This window comes from Streptomyces sp. NPDC002787 (assembly GCF_053592095.1).
This window is the reverse complement of the sequence record NZ_JBSFVC010000005.1, coordinates 264,181-283,744: the sequence shown is the minus strand read 5'-3', so window position 1 is coordinate 283,744 and position 19,564 is coordinate 264,181. Positions and strand designations below refer to the sequence as shown.

Sequence of the window (19,564 nt, the reverse complement as noted above, 5' to 3'; positions counted from 1 at the left end):
CGGAAGGTAGCGTCTGCGACGAGCGGGCTCGGGAACGCGGTCGATGTGCGGGGCGTTCACGAAGTGACAGCTCATGCCCTACCAGTAGATTTCACCGTCGAGATCACTGCGAGATCACTGCCGAGATCGATGGTGGGACCGATGGGGCTCGTTGGTGGGTCGATGTTGGGATCACTTCGAGATCACGTCGAGATCACCGCCGGGGACCACCGTCGAGATCATCGTCAGGATCACGACGGGACGATCAAGATCATCACCGTATTCACCAAGGGGAAGACGCACTCCTGATGCCGGACCGCAGCCTCCGCCTTCCTTCGCTCCTGCTGCGCGAGCGGAGTTCCTCGCCCACGCCTCCGCGCGAGAGCGAGGACACCCCCGAGCAGTCCGGGCAGCCCGGGCGGGGCCAGGGCTCCGGCTCCTCGGACGACAATCCGTTCGCGCCGCCGCCCGAGGGCGCGCCCGAGAGGCCGTGGCAGCCGCGCCGGCCCGCGGGCGGACGGGGTTCCGACGACGGGACGGGCCGCGGTGGTGGTCATTCGCCGTGGGGCAGTCAGTGGAGCGACCGGCAGCCCGGCCGCTCGTCCGGCGGACCCTTCGGGGAGCGCCCCCGTGGCCAGGGCGGACCGGGCGGTCCCGGGCAGGGCCCCGAGGGCGGACCGGGCAGCGGGCTACGCTGGGACCCGACGGATCCCGCCCAGCGTCGCGCGCGGTACTCGTTGCTCTGCGGCATGTGGGCCTTCTTCTTCGCGCTCTTCGCCTGGCCGTACGTCGCCCTGCTGCTCGGCTCCCTGGCCGTGTACTGGGCGGTCAGCGCCCTGCGCGCCAAGCCACGTACGCCGGACCCGGACCGGCCGGCGGCGTCCCAGCCGAGCGGGCGGCCCCAGAGGTCCGCGGCCATCAGCGGCCTGGTGACCTCCACGATCGCCCTCGCCATCGTGGCTTTCACCTTCACGGCCCAGTTCGTCTACCAGGACTACTACACCTGCGTCAACGACTCCCTCACCACGGTCTCCGAGAAGTCCTGCAAGGAGCTTCTGCCGGAGGGGCCGGTGCGGGAGGTACTGGGCGCGAGCTAGAGGTGGCGGAGTAGAGCAACACGGAGGCCACGGAGGGGCGCCGCCGGTGATCAACCGGCGGCGCCCCTTTCATGCCGTCAGCCGGCTTCCTTGGGGGTGGGGGTCGGGTCGAGGTTGGGGGCGTGGCTGGGCCTGGGGTTGGGGCCGTGGGAGGCGTGGGGTGCGACGGTGGGGGTTGGGTTGGCGTTGGCGTCGTCGTGGGGGCAGATGAAGGCGGGGCCGGGCGTGGGGCCTGGGTTGGGCGCGGGGCCAGGCGTGACTGTGGGGGCATGGTTGACCGCGAGGCCAGGCGTGGCTTTGGGGTCGGGATCGGACGTGAGCCCGAGCCGGACTGTGGGGCGGCTGCCAGACGTCGGACTTGGGTCGGGCATGGACGCGGACATCGCCTGGGAGCCGGGGTCGGGAGTGAGCCCGAGCCGGACTGTGGGGCGGGAGCCAGACGTCGGGCCGGGGCTGGGCGTAAGCGCGGGTGGGACTGTGGGGGCGGGGGTGGAAGCGGCGTCAAAGGGGCGCTCGTAGCCGTTCCGCTCTGTCGCGGTCGCCTCGCGCAGGGCCGCCCAGCGGTCGGCGCTGGGGTCCGGGTCCCAGACGGGCGGGAGCGGATCCGGTGACTGCTCGGCGAGGCGGGGCGCGGTTGTGGGCTTGCCCGGGCTCCCGACCTTCCCCACACCCTGCCCGTCGGCGCGGGACCTGGATGCGGGCTCGCCCGGGCTCCCGACCTTCCCCACACCCTGCCCGTCGGCGCAGGGCTCGGACGCCAGCTCGCCCGGGCCCCCGCCCGTCCCCACACCCTGCCCGTCAGCGCGGGACACCGATCCGGACTCGCCCGACACCCCGTCCGCCGTCACGCCCTGCCGAGCAGTCCGGTGCTCGGCCCCCGGCTCGGCCGGCTTCCCGTCCACCGTCACCCCCTGCCCAGCGATCCGGCGCCCAGCCCCCCGCTCGCCCGTTGTGTCACCCTCCGTCACGGCCCGCCCGACCGACGCCGCTGGGAAGGCCTCCGCTGTCACCGCTCGCAGGTCGGGCGGGAGTTCCGGACGTGAGGTCGTCTTCGGGGTGGGGCGGGATGTCCCAGCCGTAGTGGTCGTCTTCTCCTCCTGTGGCCGCTTCCCCCGGCCCCGGCGGGGCACGCTCGTCGAGGTCGCCCGCTCTCTCACCCGGAGTCGCCACCCTCTCGCCACCAGGGCGACCGGCAGCCCGATCACGCTCAACCACACCCCGGCCGCACCCCCCGCCTGCCACCACACGGGGCCGAAATGGGCCAGGGTGGCCACGCCGAGGGGGCCGCCCGCGAGGAGGGCGAGGAGGGCGCAGGCCGCGGCGGACAGGAGGCCCGCGAGGAGGGCTGCGGTGGCCGTCCGCCACGCGGACCAGGGCGCCGCCCGGTCGGCGGCGGCCCGGGCCGCGGTGAACCAGCCGACGGTCGCGCCCGCGGCGAGTGGCACCGCGCCCACCGCCCAGTACACCGGCGTACCCCCACCCCCCGGGACGGCCGCGAGCAGGGGGAACGGGGGCAGGAAAGCGGCCGGGGCAGACGCGTACAGGGGGCCGACCGTGTGCCCGGCGCCCAGGACGACGCCGGGACCGAGGGCGTAGGCCGCGGCCCACAGCGCCGCGTTCGGCACGAGTGCGAGGCAGAGCAGCAGTACGGCGAACCGGCCGGACCACCCCTCGGTGAGCTGGAGGAACGAGCCGCGGACCGCGTCCCCGTGCCAGACCAGGGACACGACCACCAGCAGGGCACCCCCGCCGGTCAGCACGAGCACACCGGCCCCGGCGGCCCGCCCGGCGACGGCCGCGAGGTGCCGTCGGCCCTCCGTCTTCGGGGCACCCCCGAGGAGCGCGGGCAGGGGCAGCCGGGGGCGCCCACGCGCCGCCCACACCCCCGTGCCCGACGCGAGCGCCGCGAGCAGCGGTACGCACAGCGCGGACCACATCCACGACGGCCGCAGCGCGCCCCCCGAGGCGTACAGCGTGACCGCCCCGCCGACGGCCGCGTATCCGATGACGAGCCCGGCCCACGTCGTACGGGCGCTCGTCCCGGAATCGTCGTTCGCGTGGTCGCGGGCCGAACGGTGGAGCAGGACCGTCGGCAGCGCGAGCAGCAGGAGGGGGACGAGGCCGACCGGGGCGGGGGCGCCGGAGAGCGTGTCGACGCGGACGAGTTCCACGCCGTGGGAGAGCAGCCACAGCGCCGCCGCGACGTGCAGCGCCCCGGCGGGCCCGCTGTCCGGGTACGGCGAGCTGATCCACAGCACGGTCACCAGCGCGGCGAACGCCCCGAGCCCGAGCCCCGCCGCGAGGACCCCGCCCAGCGCCGCGGCGACGAGCTGGGACGACCGGCCGCGCAGTCGCCTGACCAGCGGAGCCAGCGGAGAGCGCCGCGACGAGTACAGGGATGCCGCCGGCGCCATGGGCCTCATGGGCGCCCCGGGCACCGAGAGGGAGGCCGACCGGTTGCGGTCGGCGGGGTGGTCCGGCCTCGCGGCCGGGTCGTTCGAGTCGGTCACGTGGGTCACGTCGGCCATGCTCCCAACGACACGCGCTTTACCGGCGTAACAATGGATTCGCGCACGTGTCGCCCAATATGTGCTTATGTGCTTTTTCCTACGAGGGTCGACCCGGAGAGGGTGGGTATGGCGGAAGGAGCCCCGGTGACCGGGGCCGGAGCCGAGGCCGGAGCCGGAGCCGGAGCTGAGGCCGGGGCCTGTGGGGAGCCGTCCGTCCCGGGCGGGGCCGAGTGGTACCAGCGTCCCCTCGCCGCGGACGACGTCGACGATCCCGACCTGGCCCCGCCCCTGACGCCCGACCAGGCCTTCGACGCGCTCTACGCCCACTGCGCCCCCACCCTCGTACGGCAGACCTACCTGCTCACCGGGCGGCGTCGGCTCGCCCGCGAGGCGGTGGAGCGGGCGTTCGAGCTCGCCTGGCAGCACTGGCCGGAGGTGGCCGTAGACCGCGACCCGGCGGGCTGGGTGCGGGCGGCGGCCCACGAGTACGCCCTCTCCCCCTGGCATCGTCTGCGCCCCCGCCTCCCCCGAGACCGCCGGGAGCCGCCCCCGACCGACCCCACCGGCCGCGCCCTGCTGAACGCACTCCTCGAACTACCGCCCCCGTACCGCCGCACGCTGCTCCTCTACGACGGTGTCGGGCTCGATCTGCCCGACACGGCCGCCGAGACGGAGGCGAGCACGCCCGCCGCGGCGGGCCGACTGCTCTACGCCCGCGCGACCGTCACCGCACGTCTCCCGGAGCCGGTCCCGCCCGACGACCTCCACCGCCTCCTGGCCGAGCTACCCGCCGACGTCCGCCCCGGCTCCACCAAGCCCCTCGGCCTGCGCACCCGAGCCGACCTCCGCGCCAACCGCTGGACCCAGGCCGCCGTCACCTTCACCATCCTTCTGCTCACCACCACCTCCCTGACCCTCCGCACCGCCCCCGACCACTACGAACCCCCCACCCCCGAAGGCACCCCCGTTCAGGGCCTCCCCCCGGAGTCGGCCCCGGGCTCCCTCTCGGAACGCCAGCAGAAACTCCGGAAGAAACTCCGCTCGGAGGCGGCCACAGGCCCGGAACGGCTCCACCCGGAGGCCCACTGAAACGCCACGCGAGCCGTCGTCTTCGCGAACGCCAGCGGGCCGCACCCCCGGTCACGCCAGTGGGTCCGCACCCCCGGTCACGCCAGTGGGCCCGCACCCCGGTCACACCAGTGGGCCCGCACCCCGATCAAGGGGTGCGGGCCCACGGAAGGCTCAGCCGGGCCTATGCCCGGCCCCATCGGACGACGTCAGCCGCCGAGGATCTCGCGCGCCAGCTTCGCCGTCTCGGTCGGCGTCTTGCCGACCTTGACGCCGGCGGCCTCGAGGGCCTCCTTCTTGGCGGCGGCGGTGCCGGAGGAGCCGGAGACGATGGCGCCGGCGTGGCCCATGGTCTTGCCCTCGGGCGCGGTGAAGCCCGCGACGTAACCGACGACCGGCTTCTTCACGTTCGCCTTGATGAAGTCGGCGGCCCGCTCCTCGGCGTCGCCACCGATCTCACCGATCATCACGATGAGGTCGGTGTCGGGGTCGGCCTCGAACGCGGCGAGCGCGTCGATGTGCGTGGTGCCGATGACCGGGTCACCACCGATGCCGACGGCGGAGGAGAAGCCGATGTCACGCAGCTCGTACATCATCTGGTACGTCAGCGTGCCGGACTTCGAGACCAGACCGATGCGGCCCGGCTTGGTGATGTCACCGGGGATGATGCCGGCGTTCGACTGACCGGGGGTGATCAGACCCGGGCAGTTCGGGCCGATGATACGGGTCTTGTTGCCCTGCGACACCGCGTACGCGTAGAACGCGGCGGAGTCGTGGACCGCGATGCCCTCGGTGATGACGACCGCGAGCGGGATCTCGGCGTCGATGGCCTCGACGACGGCGGCCTTGGCGAAGGCCGGCGGTACGAAGAGGACGGACACGTTCGCGCCCGTCTTCTCGATCGCCTCGGCGACGGTGCCGAAGACCGGGATTTCGGTGCCGTCGACGTCGACGGAGGTGCCCGCCTTGCGGGGGTTCACGCCACCGACGATGTTCGTGCCGTCGGCCAGCATGAGCTTGGTGTGCTTCATGCCCGTGGCACCGGTCATGCCCTGGACGATGACCTTGCTGTCCTTGTTCAGGAAGATAGCCATGGCTGTTCTGTCCCTCTTCCCTTACTTCGCAGCCGCGAGCTCGGCGGCCTTGTCGGCCGCGCCGTCCATGGTGTCCACGCGCTGCACCAGCGGGTGGTTGGCGTCGGAGAGGATCTTGCGACCCAGCTCGGCGTTGTTGCCGTCCAGGCGGACGACGAGAGGCTTGGTGACTTCCTCGCCCTTGTCCTTGAGCAGCTGCAGCGCCTGCACGATGCCGTTGGCGACCTCGTCACAGGCGGTGATGCCACCGAAGACGTTGACGAAGACGGACTTGACGTCCGGGTCGCCGAGGATGATCTCCAGGCCGTTCGCCATGACGGCGGCGGAGGCGCCACCGCCGATGTCGAGGAAGTTGGCCGGCTTCACGCCGCCGTGCGCCTCACCGGCGTACGCGACGACGTCCAGGGTGCTCATGACGAGACCCGCGCCGTTGCCGATGATGCCGACCTCACCGTCGAGCTTGACGTAGTTGAGGTTCTTCTCCTTGGCGGCGGCCTCGAGGGGGTTCGCGGCCGCGTGGTCGACCAGTTCCTCGTGGTCGGGGTGGCGGAAGTCCGCGTTCTCGTCCAGGGAGACCTTGCCGTCGAGGGCGATGACGTCGCCGGAGGCGACCTTCGCCAGCGGGTTGACCTCGACGAGGAGGGCGTCCTCCTCGATGAAGGTCTTCCACAGGGTGACGAGGATGTCGGCGACCTTGTCGGCGACCTCGGCCGGGAAGTTCGCGGCCTCGACGATGCCGCGGGCGACCTCGGGGGTCACACCCTCGTTGGCGTCGATGGGCGTCTTGGCGACGGCCTCGGGGCGGGTGGCCGCCACCTCCTCGATCTCCATGCCGCCCTCGACGGACGCGATGGAGAGGAAGGTGCGGTTGGTGCGGTCGAGGAGGTAGGAGACGTAGTACTCCTCGACGATCTCCGGAGCGGTCTCGGCGATCATCACCTTGTGGACCGTGTGGCCCTTGATGTCCATCCCGAGAATGTCCGTCGAACGGGCGACAGCCTCGTCCGGGGTGGCGGCGAGCTTGACACCGCCGGCCTTGCCTCGACCACCGACCTTCACCTGGGCCTTGACGACAGACTTGCCGCCCAGCCGCTCGGTGATCTCGCGCGCCGCCTCAGGCGTGTCGATGACTTCACCGGCCAGCACCGGTACACCGTGCTTGGCGAAGAGGTCCCTCGCCTGGTACTCGAACAGGTCCACGCGCTTCCGTCCCTATCAGTGATCGCGGTTCGTTGGATGCGTGGGCGTGCCGCGAAGGGCAACGTGACGTCCGCCGAGAGTCACAAGGGAGGCGCACACGGTGTCCGAGCGCGCGGCATGTCCGTCTCGCAGGTTATCGCTGCTTCCGGGAGCCCCCTAAATCGCGGGTCACACCTGAGCGGTGATACCTGTCACATGATGCCGGGCTCACTGGCACCGCGTGCCGCGAGTGCGGAGCCTCACCGGCCGGGGGTACGTCCGGTGAGGCCCCGGCAAGGGCCCCTCGTGGCTCCGGAGGGGGCTCCTCCGAGGCCCTTCGATCACGCTGAAGGGCCCCCGACGGGTGATCTCCTCCCCAATGGAGACCACCCGTCACGACCCCCCGGAGTCCACCCGGACGGAACCGACGGCTTTCGGCCGTCCGGGTTTCAGCCGAGGGGGGTCGGTTGCTGGGGGGGTTGGTTGCTGCGAGTTGGTTGCTGCGGGGTCGGTTGACTGTGACCGGCCCTTACGTGGCCGAGGCCGCGGGGATCGGGTTCGCTGTGACTGCCCTGCGGGGCCGGGGCCCCGGGAACGGGTTCGCGGTGACCGCCCTGCGGGGCCGGGTGGCACCGAGGGCGTGGTTCGCCGTGACCCTCCCACGGGGCCGGAAGCCCCGGGCGGTCGGTTCGCCGTGACCGACCCTCCGGGCCAGGTGGGCCCCAGAGGGTCGGTCGGGCCGGGGCGCCGTACCAGGTCAGACGTACCGCTGGACGTAGACCGGCGTGACCGACTCGGCGATGCCCTCGGTACCGGTGACCGCGTTGCCGACCAGCGGCCCGGCGGTCCCGCCGACCGTGCCGGTCAGGTCCCGCGCGAACGGGCCGACCCGCTCCGCCACGGGTGCGGACTCGCCGACGACGCCGTACGCGAAGGGCGCCACGTCCCCGGCCACGCCGTACGCCAGCCCGCCCGCACCGTCGGCGACCGGCTGCGCGTAGTGGACGACCGCGTCCACGACCGGCCGTACCGCCCCGACCGTCCCGTCCGCGAACGGCCGCACGTCCTCCCCGACGAGCCGCTCCGCGAAAGGCCCGGCCTGGTCCTCGACCATCCCCGTGACCAACGGCCGAACCTCACCGACAACCCCCTGCGCGAACGGCCGCACGTCCCCCGTCACGCCGTACGCCACCCCGCCCGCGTCCTGGACGGCCTGTCCGGCAACGGGCACCGCACCGTCCACGGCGGTGTGCGCGACGGGCGGCAACACGGAGTCGACCGTGTCGTCGACGAGGTGGCCGACGAGGCCGGTCGCGTAGGGCGGCACGTCCGCGACCGCCTGGCGGGCGAGGACGGTCGCGTCCTCGATGACGCCGTACGCGAGGGTCCGGGCGTCTGCTGACACCTGACCGGTGAGGGCGGCGGTCTCGGCAACCGCACCTCGCGCCACGGTGGTGGTGCGGGTGGTGGTCGTGCCGGTGAGCGCGGTGGCGTTGTCCGTGGCGTGGTCCACGACCGGCGTGACGCCGTCGACGGCGGGGCCGACGACCGGGGGCAAGGCTGCGGCGGCGGTCTCGTCGACGATCGGGGTGACCGTGGTGGTGGCGATGGTGGTGACGGTGGTCGGGATGCCCTTGGCCGTGCCGGTGATGTGGGCCGGGACTGCGGAGACGGTGTCCTGAGCGGCCGTGGTGACGTCGGCGAGCCCGGACCGGGCCTCGGTGGTCGTGCCGGTGAGGCGGGCGTTCGCGCCGGTGGTGGTCTGCCGGGCGGTGGTGCGGCCGGCGTCGGCGGTGCGGGCCGCGCCCGTGGTCACGGTCTGCGTCTTCTGCCGCGCCAGGCCCTGGGCGGCGGGCTTCGTGCCCTGGACCCGTGTCCGGGCGCCGGCGAGCGCCTCCTCCAACTCCGGGGCGAAGGCGGCGAGCGGACCGAAGAGGTAGTCGATCTCGTCCCCCGGGGCGCCGAGGTCGGCGACCGCTGCCTCGGCATCGGCCTGGGCGGTGCCCGTGACCTGCGGGACCTCGGCATCCACGTAGCGGCGGGCCTGGTCGACGGTCCCGGTGGACGTGGCGGCGGTTTGCTTCCCCCGGGCGGAGGTCTCGCCGGTGGCGTCGGCGACGACGCCGGTGACCGTCGACCTGACCTGGGACTTCGTCTTCGTGGCAAGGTCCGTCACGGTCGAGGTGGCACCGGTGACGGCGTCGGTCGCGGAGGTGCCGGAGACGCCGGAGACGGTGCCGGTCGTGTCGGAGACGGCCTCGTCGACCGTGCCGGTGGCCGTGCCCACGGTGTCCCTGAGCGTGTCGGCGGTGTCGGTGACCGTGTCGGCCGTCTCGCCCGTGTCGACGCTCACGTCGGGCACGGTGACCGCCGAAGCGGGCAGTTCGTCCGCGCTGGCGGCGGTGGAGCCGAGCGCCCACGCGCCGGTGACACCGGCGGCTATCACGATGGAGCGGCGGATGTTCTTGTTCATGCTTGCGTCAGTTCCTTCGGGAATCCGAGTCGTGGGGAGCCGGGTGGAGGAACCACGACCGGTGACGCCGCTTCCGTTGACGGTCCGGGGGTTGAGGACCAGCGGCTGTGCACCCGGCGCTACCGCACCGCCGTTTCGACGGGATCGCGGTTCCGGCTCCGAGGGACTGTCGTCCGGGCCTCCGGAAAGAGGGAGGGACGCCCGGACTGGGGGCAGACCTGTTCCGCCCCCGCTCGACAGGTCTGGCGGGGGAAGTAGGTCTGCGCTAGCCGGGGAACTCGGGGATGTCCCGGTGCCGGTCCCGGGTCCCGTCCGCGACATCGGCCGCGGTGGCGCCGGGCACGAGGCTCAGCGGCGCCCGGTCGAGAGAGGCGACGGCATGCGGTTCGGCATGCCGCGGCCCGCTGTTGTCGACCGCGGAGTGGCGGCCGAGGGTGCTCGTCGGAAGCCCATCGGGGCTCTGCTGCGCGGGCACGCGCACGGCCGGCGAGTCCCCGGCAGCGGCATCCCGATGCGGAGCCTGCGGATCCGATACGGCGACGACGACGCCGTACGCGGCGTGCGGCCCGTACCCTCCGGAGCGCGGACCGGCGGCCCGCTCACCCCCGTTCTCGCCGTCACCGTCCACGGTCGAGCCCGGTGTCTCGGCCTCCGCCCGACCCGGCTCCTGAGGCGCCGCATCGATGGGCGGAATCCCCACCGGCAACGTGGACCACTCGGGCGGCCCCGGCAGTTCCGGCACGTGCGGAAGTCCCGGCTCCCCGGGCAACGACGGCATCCCGCTCACCGGCGGGAACTGCGTCGGCGCCTCCGCCAGTCCCTCGGTCACCGACTCCACGAGATCACCGACCGGCACCACGACATGCTCGGTCACCGGCCGCGACGCCGGGTCGGTGACCGGCCGCACGACATCGATGACGGGCCGCACGACCTGCTCCCCGACCGACCCCATCGCCCGATCAGCCGCCCGATCAGTCGCGGGGTCGATCGCCGGGGGAGGAACCTCGTCGGCCAGGGACGAAACGACAGGAACCGAGTCGGCCGGGGACGAGACAGAGGGCCCCGAAGTCGGCGCCCCCTCCGCCGCGTTCGCCCGCTCCCCGCAGAGAACCGCGAGCAGGAACAGCCCACCCACCAACAGCGCCACCCGCACCATGCGACGCCCGGCGGCCCCGCGCACCACGCGCAGAACGGCACCGGCACCGGGAAGTGCGGCTGCTGAAGTCAAGACGGGGAGGACCCTCCCGTGCGGCGGAACGACGGAGTACGGGGCGAAGATACGGAAGAGCGGAAGAGGGGAAGGTACGACAGATGCGCGAAATGCGAACACTCGCGTGAAGCCTGTGAGGCGTTGCCGATCCTCGCACGGGACTCCCGTCGTCGCGCAAGCCCCGGGTCACCGATGTGCAGTCATGTCCGCTTTTCAACCCCCCTTGCCCGGTTCCCCGCTCCCGCCCCGACCGACGCCACCGCCACATGCCCCGCCGCACGCGTCGCACGGACCGTCAGGCCCTCACGCACTGTCCGGTATCGGCAACGGCCGCTTCTCGATCGCCGCCGCCATCACCTCCGGGAAGAGGTCGGGCGTGCACGCGAACGCCGGTGCGCCGAGGGCCGACAGGGCCGCCGCGTGCTCGCGGTCGTACGCCGGCGCCCCCTCGTCGGAGAGCGCGAGCAGCGTCACGAACTGCACCCCCGATGCCTTCATCGCCGCCACCCGCTTCAGCATCTCGTCGCGTATGCCGCCCTCGTAGAGGTCGCTGATGAGCACGACCACGGTCTCGGCGGGCCGTGTGATCTGCGACTGGCAGTACGCGAGCGCCCTGTTGATGTCCGTGCCCCCGCCGAGCTGGGTGCCGAAGAGGACGTCGACCGGGTCGTCGAGCTGGTCGGTGAGGTCGACGACCGCCGTGTCGAAGACGACGAGACGGGTGCTGATGGACCGCATGGACGCCAGCACCGCCCCGAACACGGACGCGTAGACGACGGACGCCGCCATCGACCCCGACTGGTCGATGCAGAGCACGACTTCCTTCTTCACCGACTGCGAGGCCCGCCCGTACCCGATGAGCCGCTCGGGGACGACCGTCCGGTACTCCGGCAGGTAGTTCTTGAGGTTGGCCGCGATCGTGCGGTTCCAGTCGATGTCGTGGTGGCGCGGCCGGTTGACGCGGGCGCTGCGGTCGAGGGCCCCGGTGAGCGTGGCCCGGGTACGCGTGGCCAGCCGCTTCTCCAGGTCCTCGACGACCTTCCGTACGACGGCCCGCGCGGTCTCCTTCGTCGTCTCCGGCATCGCCTTGTTGAGCGAGAGCAGGGTGCCGACGAGGTGAACGTCCGCCTCCACCGCCTCCAGCATCTCCGGCTCCAGCAGCAGCGCGGACAGTCCGAGCCGGTCGATGGCGTCCCGCTGCATGACCTGGACGACGGAGGAGGGGAAGTACGTCCGGATGTCCCCGAGCCAGCGCGCCACGGACGGCGCCGACGCCCCGAGCCCCGCCGAACGGTCCCGCCCCGCCTGCGCCTTGTCCCCCTTCCCGTACAGCGCGGTCAACGCCTGGTCCATCGCCGCGTCCCGCCCGCCCAGCGCACACCCGGTGCCGTCCGCCGCGTCCCCTCCGAGCACGAGCCGCCAGCGCCGCAACCGCTCGCCGGCCGCGTCCACGCCCGCGTCCAGCTCCGCCCCCGTCGTCATCCGCGCACCCCCGCACGAGGCCGGGCCCAGAGGGGCATCACCGTCACGGTCGTCGGGCGGTCGCCCGGCCGCGCCAGGCGTCCACTCACCGGACCGTCCCCGGCGTCGATCGTTCCGCCGGCCCGCCTCGGCTCACGCGATCGCAGTCCGTCTGTCGTCATCCCGCCACCCCCACAAGGTCGTTGTCGTCGACGGCCGGCCGCCCGTCACCGTCCAGGCCGAGCAGCAGCCGCACCACCGGCAGCACCGCGTCCGCGCGTCCGCCGTCGAGTTCGGCCGCGAAGCCCGGTATGCCGCCTCCGCCGGCCGCCGTGCTCCCCCGCTGCCGCCGGCCCGGCCCGCGCCGCACCAGCTCGCCGAGTGTTCGGCGCACCCCCGCCTCGTACGCCGAGAACGTCCGCCGCAGCAGCGGCAGTACGTCCGTGAACGCGTCCCCCGGCACCCCGGTCAGCCAGGCGTCCACCAGGCCGAGGAGCCGCTCGTCGTGCACCAGGAGCATCCCGCCACCGGAGCCTCCACCGACGAACCCCTCGATCCACGCCGCCGCGTCGGCCGGCGCCGTCCCCGGCGAGAGCACGAGCCCCATGAGCCGCGCCGCCTCGTCCTGCGCCAACTCCCCGTCATCCAGCAGGAGTCGCACGGCCCGCCCCCGAATGACACCCGGAACGGTGTCCCGTCCGCCGAGGACGCGGAGCACCGAATGCCAACGGCCCCGTATGTCACCGTCTCCGTCGCCGTCACCGTCTCCGTCGTGCTCCGCTCGTGGCCCCGAGACGGCGTCCCGCAGCAGCCCCACCGCGCCGTGCACCGCGTCCACATGCCGGCGCATCTCCTGTGCCGCCTCGGCGTCGAGCGAGGCGCACGCCGGTGGAAGCCCGACGAAGACGCGCTCGGCGAGTCCGGCGGCGACCTCGGCCAGCGCGCGGGTGTCGGTGGCGCGGACGTCGCCGTAGCGCAGGGAGCGGACCAGGGCCGGGAGCGCCTGGGCGAGGTGGCCCACGTCGGCGTCGAGGGCTGCGCGGTCGGCGAGGATCCGCATCACCACGGGCAGGGCGGCGGGGAGTTCGGCGAGGAGGCAGCGCTCGGCGAGTCCGGTGATGTCGGCGAGCGACCGGGCCGTGACCGCGTCGGCCTCGGCCTTCGCGGTCGTCGCGGACAGCACGGTGGTCCCCCACACCCCGGCCTCGGCGACCTGCACCGACAGCTCCGGCTCCCAGCGCAGCCGCCAGGTCTCCCGGAACGTGCCCGTGCTGCCGCGCGAGGTCGTCGGCTCGCCCCACTCGACACCGAGCAGCCGGAGCCGGTGCAGCAGACGGCTGCGCTCCGCGTCGGTCTCCTTCCGCAGGTCGAGCTCCAACTCCCGCTCCGCCGCCTCCGGCTTGAGCCGCAGCCGCCGCTGGAGCCGGGCCAGGTCCCGCTGCAACGGCACCGCCGGCGCCGACTCCGGCACCTCGCCCAGGACGTCGCCGACCACCAGTCGGTCGTGCACCAACGACAGCGGTACGTCCGAACCGTCGCACATCACCGCCCGTACGGCGTCGGTGGTCTCGGTCAGGCCGGGCAGCGGGCGCCCGCGCATCGCGGCGAGCGTCTCGGCCAGCCGTACCGCCTCGATGACGTGCGCGGAGGAGACGATCCGGTCCTCCTCGCGCAGCAGCCCCGCCACCTTGGTGAGCCACCGCTCAACGGGACGGTCGGGTGCGTCGAACAGGTGCCCGTACCAGCCCGGTGAGTCGATCCCCGCCCCGTAGCCGCCGGCCCGGGCCAGCCGCCGGTTCGTCCACGGCACCCAGGTCATGTCCGTCTTGACCTTGGGCAGCCCCTTCAACAGCGCCCGGTCGGCGACCACGGTCCGCTTCTCCCGCAGCGCGGGCACGTGCCAGGCGCCGCACACGACGGCCACGTCGTCGTCCCCGAACTCCTTCTGCGCGGCCCGCACCTGCAACCGCATGTACGCCTCGCGCACCGGGTCCCGATCGCGCCCCCCGGTCCCGTACACCTCCCGGAGCGCCCCCATCGCCTCCTCCAACGCGGCGAACGGCGCGAAGACGTCCCCACCGGCCCCCCGATGCTCGACGACGTCCTCCCACCACCGCTCGGCATCGTCGTACCCGGCGGCTTCAGCGAGCGCGGCCAACGGATCGCCCCGGACCTCGTCCTCCGCCGCTGCCCCCTCTTCGCCCGTGTCCTCGCCTGAGGCCTCGCCGGATTCCTCGCCCGTACGCCCCTCCGGCTCGGCGGTGGTGGCCTCCTCCCTCCCCCAGGCCAGCGTGTGTGTGGCCGGCAGGTCGATGAAGCGGGCCGGGACTCCGTGACCCAGGGCCCAGCGGATCGCGACCCACTCCGGGGAGAACTCGGCGAGGGGCCAGAAGGAGGAACGGCCGGGCTCGTCGACCGCGTGGGCGAGGAGGGCGACCGGGGGCCGCATGTCCTCGTCGGCGGCGAGCGGGATGAGCGCGTCCGCCTCCGGCGGCCCCTCGATCAACACCACCCGGGGCCGAGCCGCATCCAACGCCGCCCGCACCGCCCGGGCCGACCCCGGCCCGTGATGCCGCACCCCGAGCAACAACGCCCCGTCCCCGACGGCGCGCACCCCACCAGGCACCTCCACGTCGCCGCGCGCATCCACTCCGGCGTACGCCCCCGTCCCACCTCGCGCTCCCACCTCCACGTGCACCTCAGGCTCGCCGCGCCCCTTCACCGCGTCGCGGGTCTCGGCCTCAGCGTGCGACGCCGCCCCGCCGCGCGCTGTCACCTCGGCGCGCATCCCCCGCCCGCCGCGCCCCTTCACCCCGCCAGGTGCCTCCACATCGGCACGCAGCTCCACCTCCGCGCGCACCCCGACCACGCCACGCGTCTCCGCCCCGTCACTCGGCTCCACCTCAGCGTGCGGCTTCACCGTGCCGCGTACGTCCACCCCGGCCTCCTGGCCCGTCCCCTCGGCCCGAAGGCCGCGACCGCTCTCCGCCGCCCCCTCCTCTCCTCCCGTCACGCGCTCACCTCGCGGCAGGCGCGGTAGAAGTCGGTCCAGTCGTCGCGTTCGCGGACGACCGTCTCCAGGTACTCCTGCCAGACGACGCGGTCGGCGGCCGGGTCCCGGACGACGGCGCCGAGGATGCCTGCGGCGACGTCGGACGGGCGCAGGACGCCGTCGCCGAAGTGAGCCGCGAGAGCCAGCCCGTTGGTGACGACGGAGATCGCCTCGGCGGTCGACAGGGTGCCGCTGGGCGACTTCAGCTTCGTACGGCCGTCCGTCGTGACGCCGTCGCGCAGCTCGCGGAAGACGGTGACGACGCGGCGGATCTCGTCGATGCCGTCGGGTGCGGCCGGCAGGTCGAGGGAGCGGCCGATCTGGTCGACGCGGCGCGAGACGATGTCGACCTCGGCGTCGGCGCTCTCCGGCAGCGGCAGCACGACCGTGTTGAAACGGCGCCGCAGCGCGCTCGACAGGTCGTTGACCCCGCGGTCGCGGTCGTTGGCCGTGGCGATGAGGTTGAAGCCGCGGACGGCCTGCACCTCCTGCCCCAACTCCGGTATCGGCAGCGTCTTCTCCGACAGGATCGTGATCAGTGTGTCCTGGACGTCGGCCGGGATCCGGGTCAGCTCCTCGACGCGCGCCGTCATGCCCTCGGCCATGGCCCGCATGACGGGGCTGGGCACGAGCGCGTCGCGGCTGGGGCCGTGGGCGAGCAGCTGCGCGTAGTTCCAGCCGTAGCGGATCGCCTCCTCCGGTGTGCCCGCCGTGCCCTGCACGAGGAGCGTGGAGTCGCCGCTGACGGCCGCCGCCAGATGCTCGGACACCCAGGTCTTGGCGGTGCCGGGCACGCCGAGCAGGAGCAGGGCGCGGTCGGTGGCGAGCGTGGTGACGGCGACCTCGACGATGCGGCGCGGACCGACGTACTTCGGGGTGATCACCGTCCCGTCGGGAAGCGTCCCGCCGAGCAGATACGTGGCGACGGCCCACGGCGAGAGCTTCCAGCGGGCCGGCCGGGGCCGGTCGTCCTGGGCGACCAGCGCGGCGAGCTCACCGGCGAAGGCGTCCTCGGCGTGGGCACGCAGAACCTCACCGCCCGTCCCGCCGCCCGTAGGCGCAGGCGTGTGCGTGTTCGCGGGCGCGGACTGGTTGTGGCTCGGGTCGACAGTGGTCGTTTCAACGGACGCAGACATGGCTGAGTCCCCCTCCAGCTCGGCCGGTTCGGATCTGCTGACCACACTGCACCACGCCACTGACAATCCAGTCTGACCTGCGGAAATTGGATCGCGCAAGCCAATTGTCAGTGGTGGGATCTACCTTCGAAGCATGACTCAGCAGGGGGTGCGCTGGACGGCTGAGCAGGTGCTGGCATTGGCACCTGACGCCACGTCGCGCAAAGCCGGAAGCAAACTCGCCGTGGCCGGACCGTGGTCGCAGGCGGGCAGCTCGGACGAGGGGACGGTGTGGGGACTATGCAAAGGCAGTGGCAGCAAGCCGTATCAAACAGTTGTCGACGTCGCGGGATCCACCGGGCCCGCCTACAAGTGCAGTTGTCCGAGCAGGAAGTTTCCCTGCAAGCACGCCCTGGGGCTGCTGTTGCTGTGGGCGGGGGACGACGCCGCGGTGCCGCCTGGGCAGGCGCCGGACTGGGCGGAGCAGTGGCTTGCCGGCCGCCGCAGGCGGGCGGCGGAGACGACGACGAGGACGGGCGCGGCATCTGGGGCCACGTCCGCTGACACCGAGGCGGCGCGTCGCCGAGCCGAGCGGCGCGCCGACCGGATCACCGCGGGCGCGGCGGAGTTGGAACAGCGCCTGACCGACCTGCTCCGCGGCGGCCTCGCCGCCGCGGAGCAGGCGGGATACGGGCTCTGGGAGGAGACGGCGGCCCGCATGGTCGACGCCCAGGCCCCCGGACTGGCCGCCCGGGTCCGGGAGTTGGGTGCGATACCGGGTTCGGGACCCGGCTGGCCGGTCCGTCTCCTGGAGGAGTGCGCCCTCCTCCATCTCCTCGACCAGGGCTGGCTGCGCCGTGAGCACCTGCCGGACGGCCTCGCGGCCACGGTCCGCTCCCGGGTCGGCCTGCCCGGCTCGCCGGGCGGCCCACCGGTCCGCGACCGCTGGCTCGCCCTCGCCCAGTACGACACGTCCGACTCCCGCCTCACGACCCGCCGCATCTGGCTCCACGGCACCGACTCGGGCCGTACGGCGCTGCTCCTCTCCTACGGAGCCGCCGGTCGCGCCCCCGAGCTGTCGCTCCCGGTCGGGCTGGCCTTCGAGGCGGAGGTGTCGGCGTACCCCGGCGCGGGTCAACTACGAGCGGCCCTGGGCGAGCGATTCACGGCGCCCGAGCCGACCGCCCTACGACCGCCGGGAGTAACACCGGCCGAAGCGGCGGCCCGTTACGGCGCGGCCCTCCGGGAGGACCCCTGGCTCGACTCCTACCCGGTCACCCTCACCCGCGTCATCCCCACCCCGGACGGAGACTCCTGGCAACTGGCCGACGCCGACAGCGACCTGGCCCTCCCCGTCAGCCCGTCCGCCCGCTCCCGCCCCGGCCTGTGGCGCCTCGTCGCCCTCTCCGGCGGCACACCCGTCACCGTCTTCGGCGAGTGCGGCCACCGTGGCTTCACCCCCCTGACGGCGTGGCCGGAGCCGACAGGGACAGCGACGAAGGAGACCGAGCAACCACAGAGGGCGGCCGGGCGGGCGGTGGCGCTGTGCTGAGGGGAGACCGAGCCGTCGGCCCAACCGGCGGGGCCACCCACACCCACACCCCCGAACCCGTTCATCTCCAACCGGCCGTCCCCGCACGGAAGGACCCCTCATGACCAGCACGTCAGCCACCGCCTCATCCACAACGGCGGGGCTCTCCTGGGAGGAGCTCGTCACCACGGCGTTGCTCGGCACGGATCGTCGTACGCCGCCGGGACCGGCGTCGGGCCGGGAGGCGCCCGTGGCGCTGCTGGACGCGGCGGCCGTGGAGACCGTGCGGCGCAGGGCGGGGATACGGCCGGTGCGGGCGGCGGCGCGGACGGAGCCGGCGGCAACGGATCGGCGCCCGCCGCTGCCGCCCGCCGCCGCACGGAGACTGGCGACGCTGCTGGCCGACCGCCCCGGCACGGGCGGCGGCCGACGGGGCAGCGCTCCCGATCTGATGGAACTGCTCCCCCAGTGGCTGACGTCGGCCAACGCATACGGTTACGCGGCACCCCCGGAGGCCCTGCCCGCCCTGCTGGACACGGCCCGGGGCCGTACGGATCTGCGCCCCGCCGTCCTGACCTTCGCGGGCGTGCGGGCGCTGTGGCTGGCGCGGCTGAACCCGGACTGGCGTTTCGCGCTGCGTGCCGCGCCGGGCGGCGGCGCCGCACTGCCCGGCCCGGACGAGCCGGAGCGGGTCGGACGGCTGTGGCAGGAGGGCCTGTTCGCGGAGCGTGTCGCGCTGCTCACGGCGATACGGGGCCGGGATGCCGCGTCGGCACGCGAGTTGCTGGCGTCCACGTGGGCGACCGAGCGGGCCGAGGACAGGCTCATGTTCCTCGACACGCTGCGCACGGGGCTGGAGGCGGCTGACGAGCCGTTCCTGGAGGCCGCGTTGGCCGATCGCAGCCGTAATGTGCGGGCCACGGCGGCCGAGTTGCTGTCCGCGCTGCCCGGCTCGGCGCTCGCGGGGCGGATGGCGGGCCGGGCGACCGCGTGTGTGGCCGTCGACCACACGACCGGCACGTCCACCAGCGGCACGCCCGCGATCGTGGTCGAGGCGCCGCACGAGTGCGACCCCGGCATGGAGCGGGACGGCGTGCTGCCCAAGGCGCCGGCCGGGCGGGGCGAACGGTCCTGGTGGCTGGGCCAGTTGGTGGAGGCGGCGCCGCTCGGGGCGTGGTCGCGGCGGTTCGGGGGGCGTACGCCGGAGGAGATCGTGGCGCTGCCGGTCGCCGACGAATGGCAGGGCGAGCTGCACGGGGCGTGGTGTCGGGCGGCGGTGCGGCAGCGGGATGCCGGCTGGGCGCGGGCGTTGCTGGGGGCGCCGTCCGTACCGGAGGCCGGGGGGCCGGGGGCCGTGTCGCTGGCCGAGCGGGCGAAGTTGCTGGCGACGTTGGAGGGTGGGGAGCGGGCCGAGTGGGTGGCGGGGTTCATCGCCACGCACGGGTTGTCGGAGGCGTTTCAGCTGCTGGGGGTCTGTGCGGTGCCGTGGGCTCCGCCGCTGGGGCGGGCTGTGGTGGACGCGCTGAACATCGCGCGCGACGCGGGGAGTTATCCGTGGAGCTTCAGTGGGGTGATGGGGCTGGCCGAGCGGTGTCTGGATCCGGCGGAGGTGGTGCGCTTGGAGCCGCTCACGGCTACGCCGGAGGACGCGGAGAATTCGGCGCCCGGGGCCGGGGGGTATTGGGCGGAGGCGTTTCAGCGGCTTGCGACGACATTGCGGTTGCGGGCGGTCATGGGGGCGGAGCTGGCGCCGTCGTCGTGATCCGGTGTGTTGTCGGGCGAGTGCGGGTCGTGC

At 73.6% G+C, this 19,564-nt stretch carries 12 protein-coding genes; 4 read left to right on the top strand and 8 right to left on the bottom strand.

Annotated elements, in window-relative coordinates; translation table 11 throughout:
• Positions 1-287 precede the first annotated feature (287 nt).
• On the top strand, positions 288-1,076 hold the full coding sequence (locus ACWD26_RS09260) for a hypothetical protein (protein WP_451267822.1): 789 nt from the start codon (positions 288-290) through the stop codon (positions 1,074-1,076).
• Between the two features lie 77 nt (positions 1,077-1,153).
• Here the strand turns inward: ACWD26_RS09260 and ACWD26_RS09255 are convergent, their stop codons facing one another.
• Positions 1,154-3,604, bottom strand: coding sequence for a cell division protein PerM (locus tag ACWD26_RS09255; RefSeq protein ID WP_451267820.1), 2,451 nt, complete (start codon positions 3,602-3,604; stop codon positions 1,154-1,156).
• Positions 3,605-3,730: 126 nt separating this feature from the next.
• Here ACWD26_RS09255 and ACWD26_RS09250 point away from each other — a divergent pair, with 126 nt between their 5' ends.
• Entirely contained in the window at positions 3,731-4,675 is a 945-nt protein-coding gene (locus ACWD26_RS09250) for an RNA polymerase sigma factor (protein ID WP_451267818.1), read from the top strand.
• A gap of 188 nt (positions 4,676-4,863) precedes the next feature.
• On the opposite strand, the gene sucD is transcribed toward ACWD26_RS09250, so the two are convergent.
• The 7 genes from sucD to ACWD26_RS09215 all read right to left on the bottom strand — a co-directional run bounded on the left by sucD (position 4,864) and on the right by ACWD26_RS09215 (position 16,259).
• Positions 4,864-5,748, bottom strand: a complete 885-nt coding sequence (sucD, locus tag ACWD26_RS09245; protein ID WP_215448615.1) for a succinate--CoA ligase subunit alpha — start codon at positions 5,746-5,748, stop codon at positions 4,864-4,866.
• Positions 5,749-5,769: 21 nt separating this feature from the next.
• Positions 5,770-6,948 carry an ADP-forming succinate--CoA ligase subunit beta gene (gene sucC / locus ACWD26_RS09240; protein WP_391001167.1) on the bottom strand — a complete coding sequence of 393 codons (1,179 nt, stop codon included), beginning with the start codon at positions 6,946-6,948 and terminating at the stop codon, positions 5,770-5,772.
• A 736-nt stretch (positions 6,949-7,684) separates the two neighbouring features.
• On the bottom strand, positions 7,685-9,400 hold the full coding sequence (locus ACWD26_RS09235) for a hypothetical protein (protein ID WP_451267815.1): 1,716 nt from the start codon (positions 9,398-9,400) through the stop codon (positions 7,685-7,687).
• Between the two features lie 265 nt (positions 9,401-9,665).
• Positions 9,666-10,352 carry a hypothetical protein gene (locus ACWD26_RS09230; RefSeq protein ID WP_451267813.1) on the bottom strand — a complete coding sequence of 229 codons (687 nt, stop codon included), beginning with the start codon at positions 10,350-10,352 and terminating at the stop codon, positions 9,666-9,668.
• A 561-nt stretch (positions 10,353-10,913) separates the two neighbouring features.
• Positions 10,914-12,092 carry a vWA domain-containing protein gene (locus ACWD26_RS09225; RefSeq protein ID WP_451267811.1) on the bottom strand — a complete coding sequence of 393 codons (1,179 nt, stop codon included), beginning with the start codon at positions 12,090-12,092 and terminating at the stop codon, positions 10,914-10,916.
• Between the two features lie 157 nt (positions 12,093-12,249).
• Positions 12,250-14,661: a DUF5682 family protein gene (locus ACWD26_RS09220; RefSeq protein WP_451268027.1), complete on the bottom strand. Its 2,412-nt coding sequence runs from the start codon at positions 14,659-14,661 to the stop codon at positions 12,250-12,252.
• A 419-nt stretch (positions 14,662-15,080) separates the two neighbouring features.
• The gene (locus ACWD26_RS09215) at positions 15,081-16,259 is read right to left on the bottom strand and encodes an ATP-binding protein (RefSeq protein WP_451267809.1); all 1,179 of its coding nucleotides are present in this window, start codon (positions 16,257-16,259) and stop codon (positions 15,081-15,083) included.
• Positions 16,260-16,392: 133 nt separating this feature from the next.
• Here ACWD26_RS09215 and ACWD26_RS09210 point away from each other — a divergent pair, with 133 nt between their 5' ends.
• Together ACWD26_RS09210 and ACWD26_RS09205 are read left to right on the top strand one after the other, a co-directional pair.
• Positions 16,393-17,790 (top strand): SWIM zinc finger family protein, encoded by a 1,398-nt coding sequence (locus ACWD26_RS09210; protein WP_451267807.1) that lies wholly within the window; start codon positions 16,393-16,395, stop codon positions 17,788-17,790.
• A 100-nt stretch (positions 17,791-17,890) separates the two neighbouring features.
• Positions 17,891-19,531 carry a DUF5691 domain-containing protein gene (locus ACWD26_RS09205; RefSeq protein ID WP_451267805.1) on the top strand — a complete coding sequence of 547 codons (1,641 nt, stop codon included), beginning with the start codon at positions 17,891-17,893 and terminating at the stop codon, positions 19,529-19,531.
• Positions 19,532-19,564 lie beyond the last annotated feature (33 nt).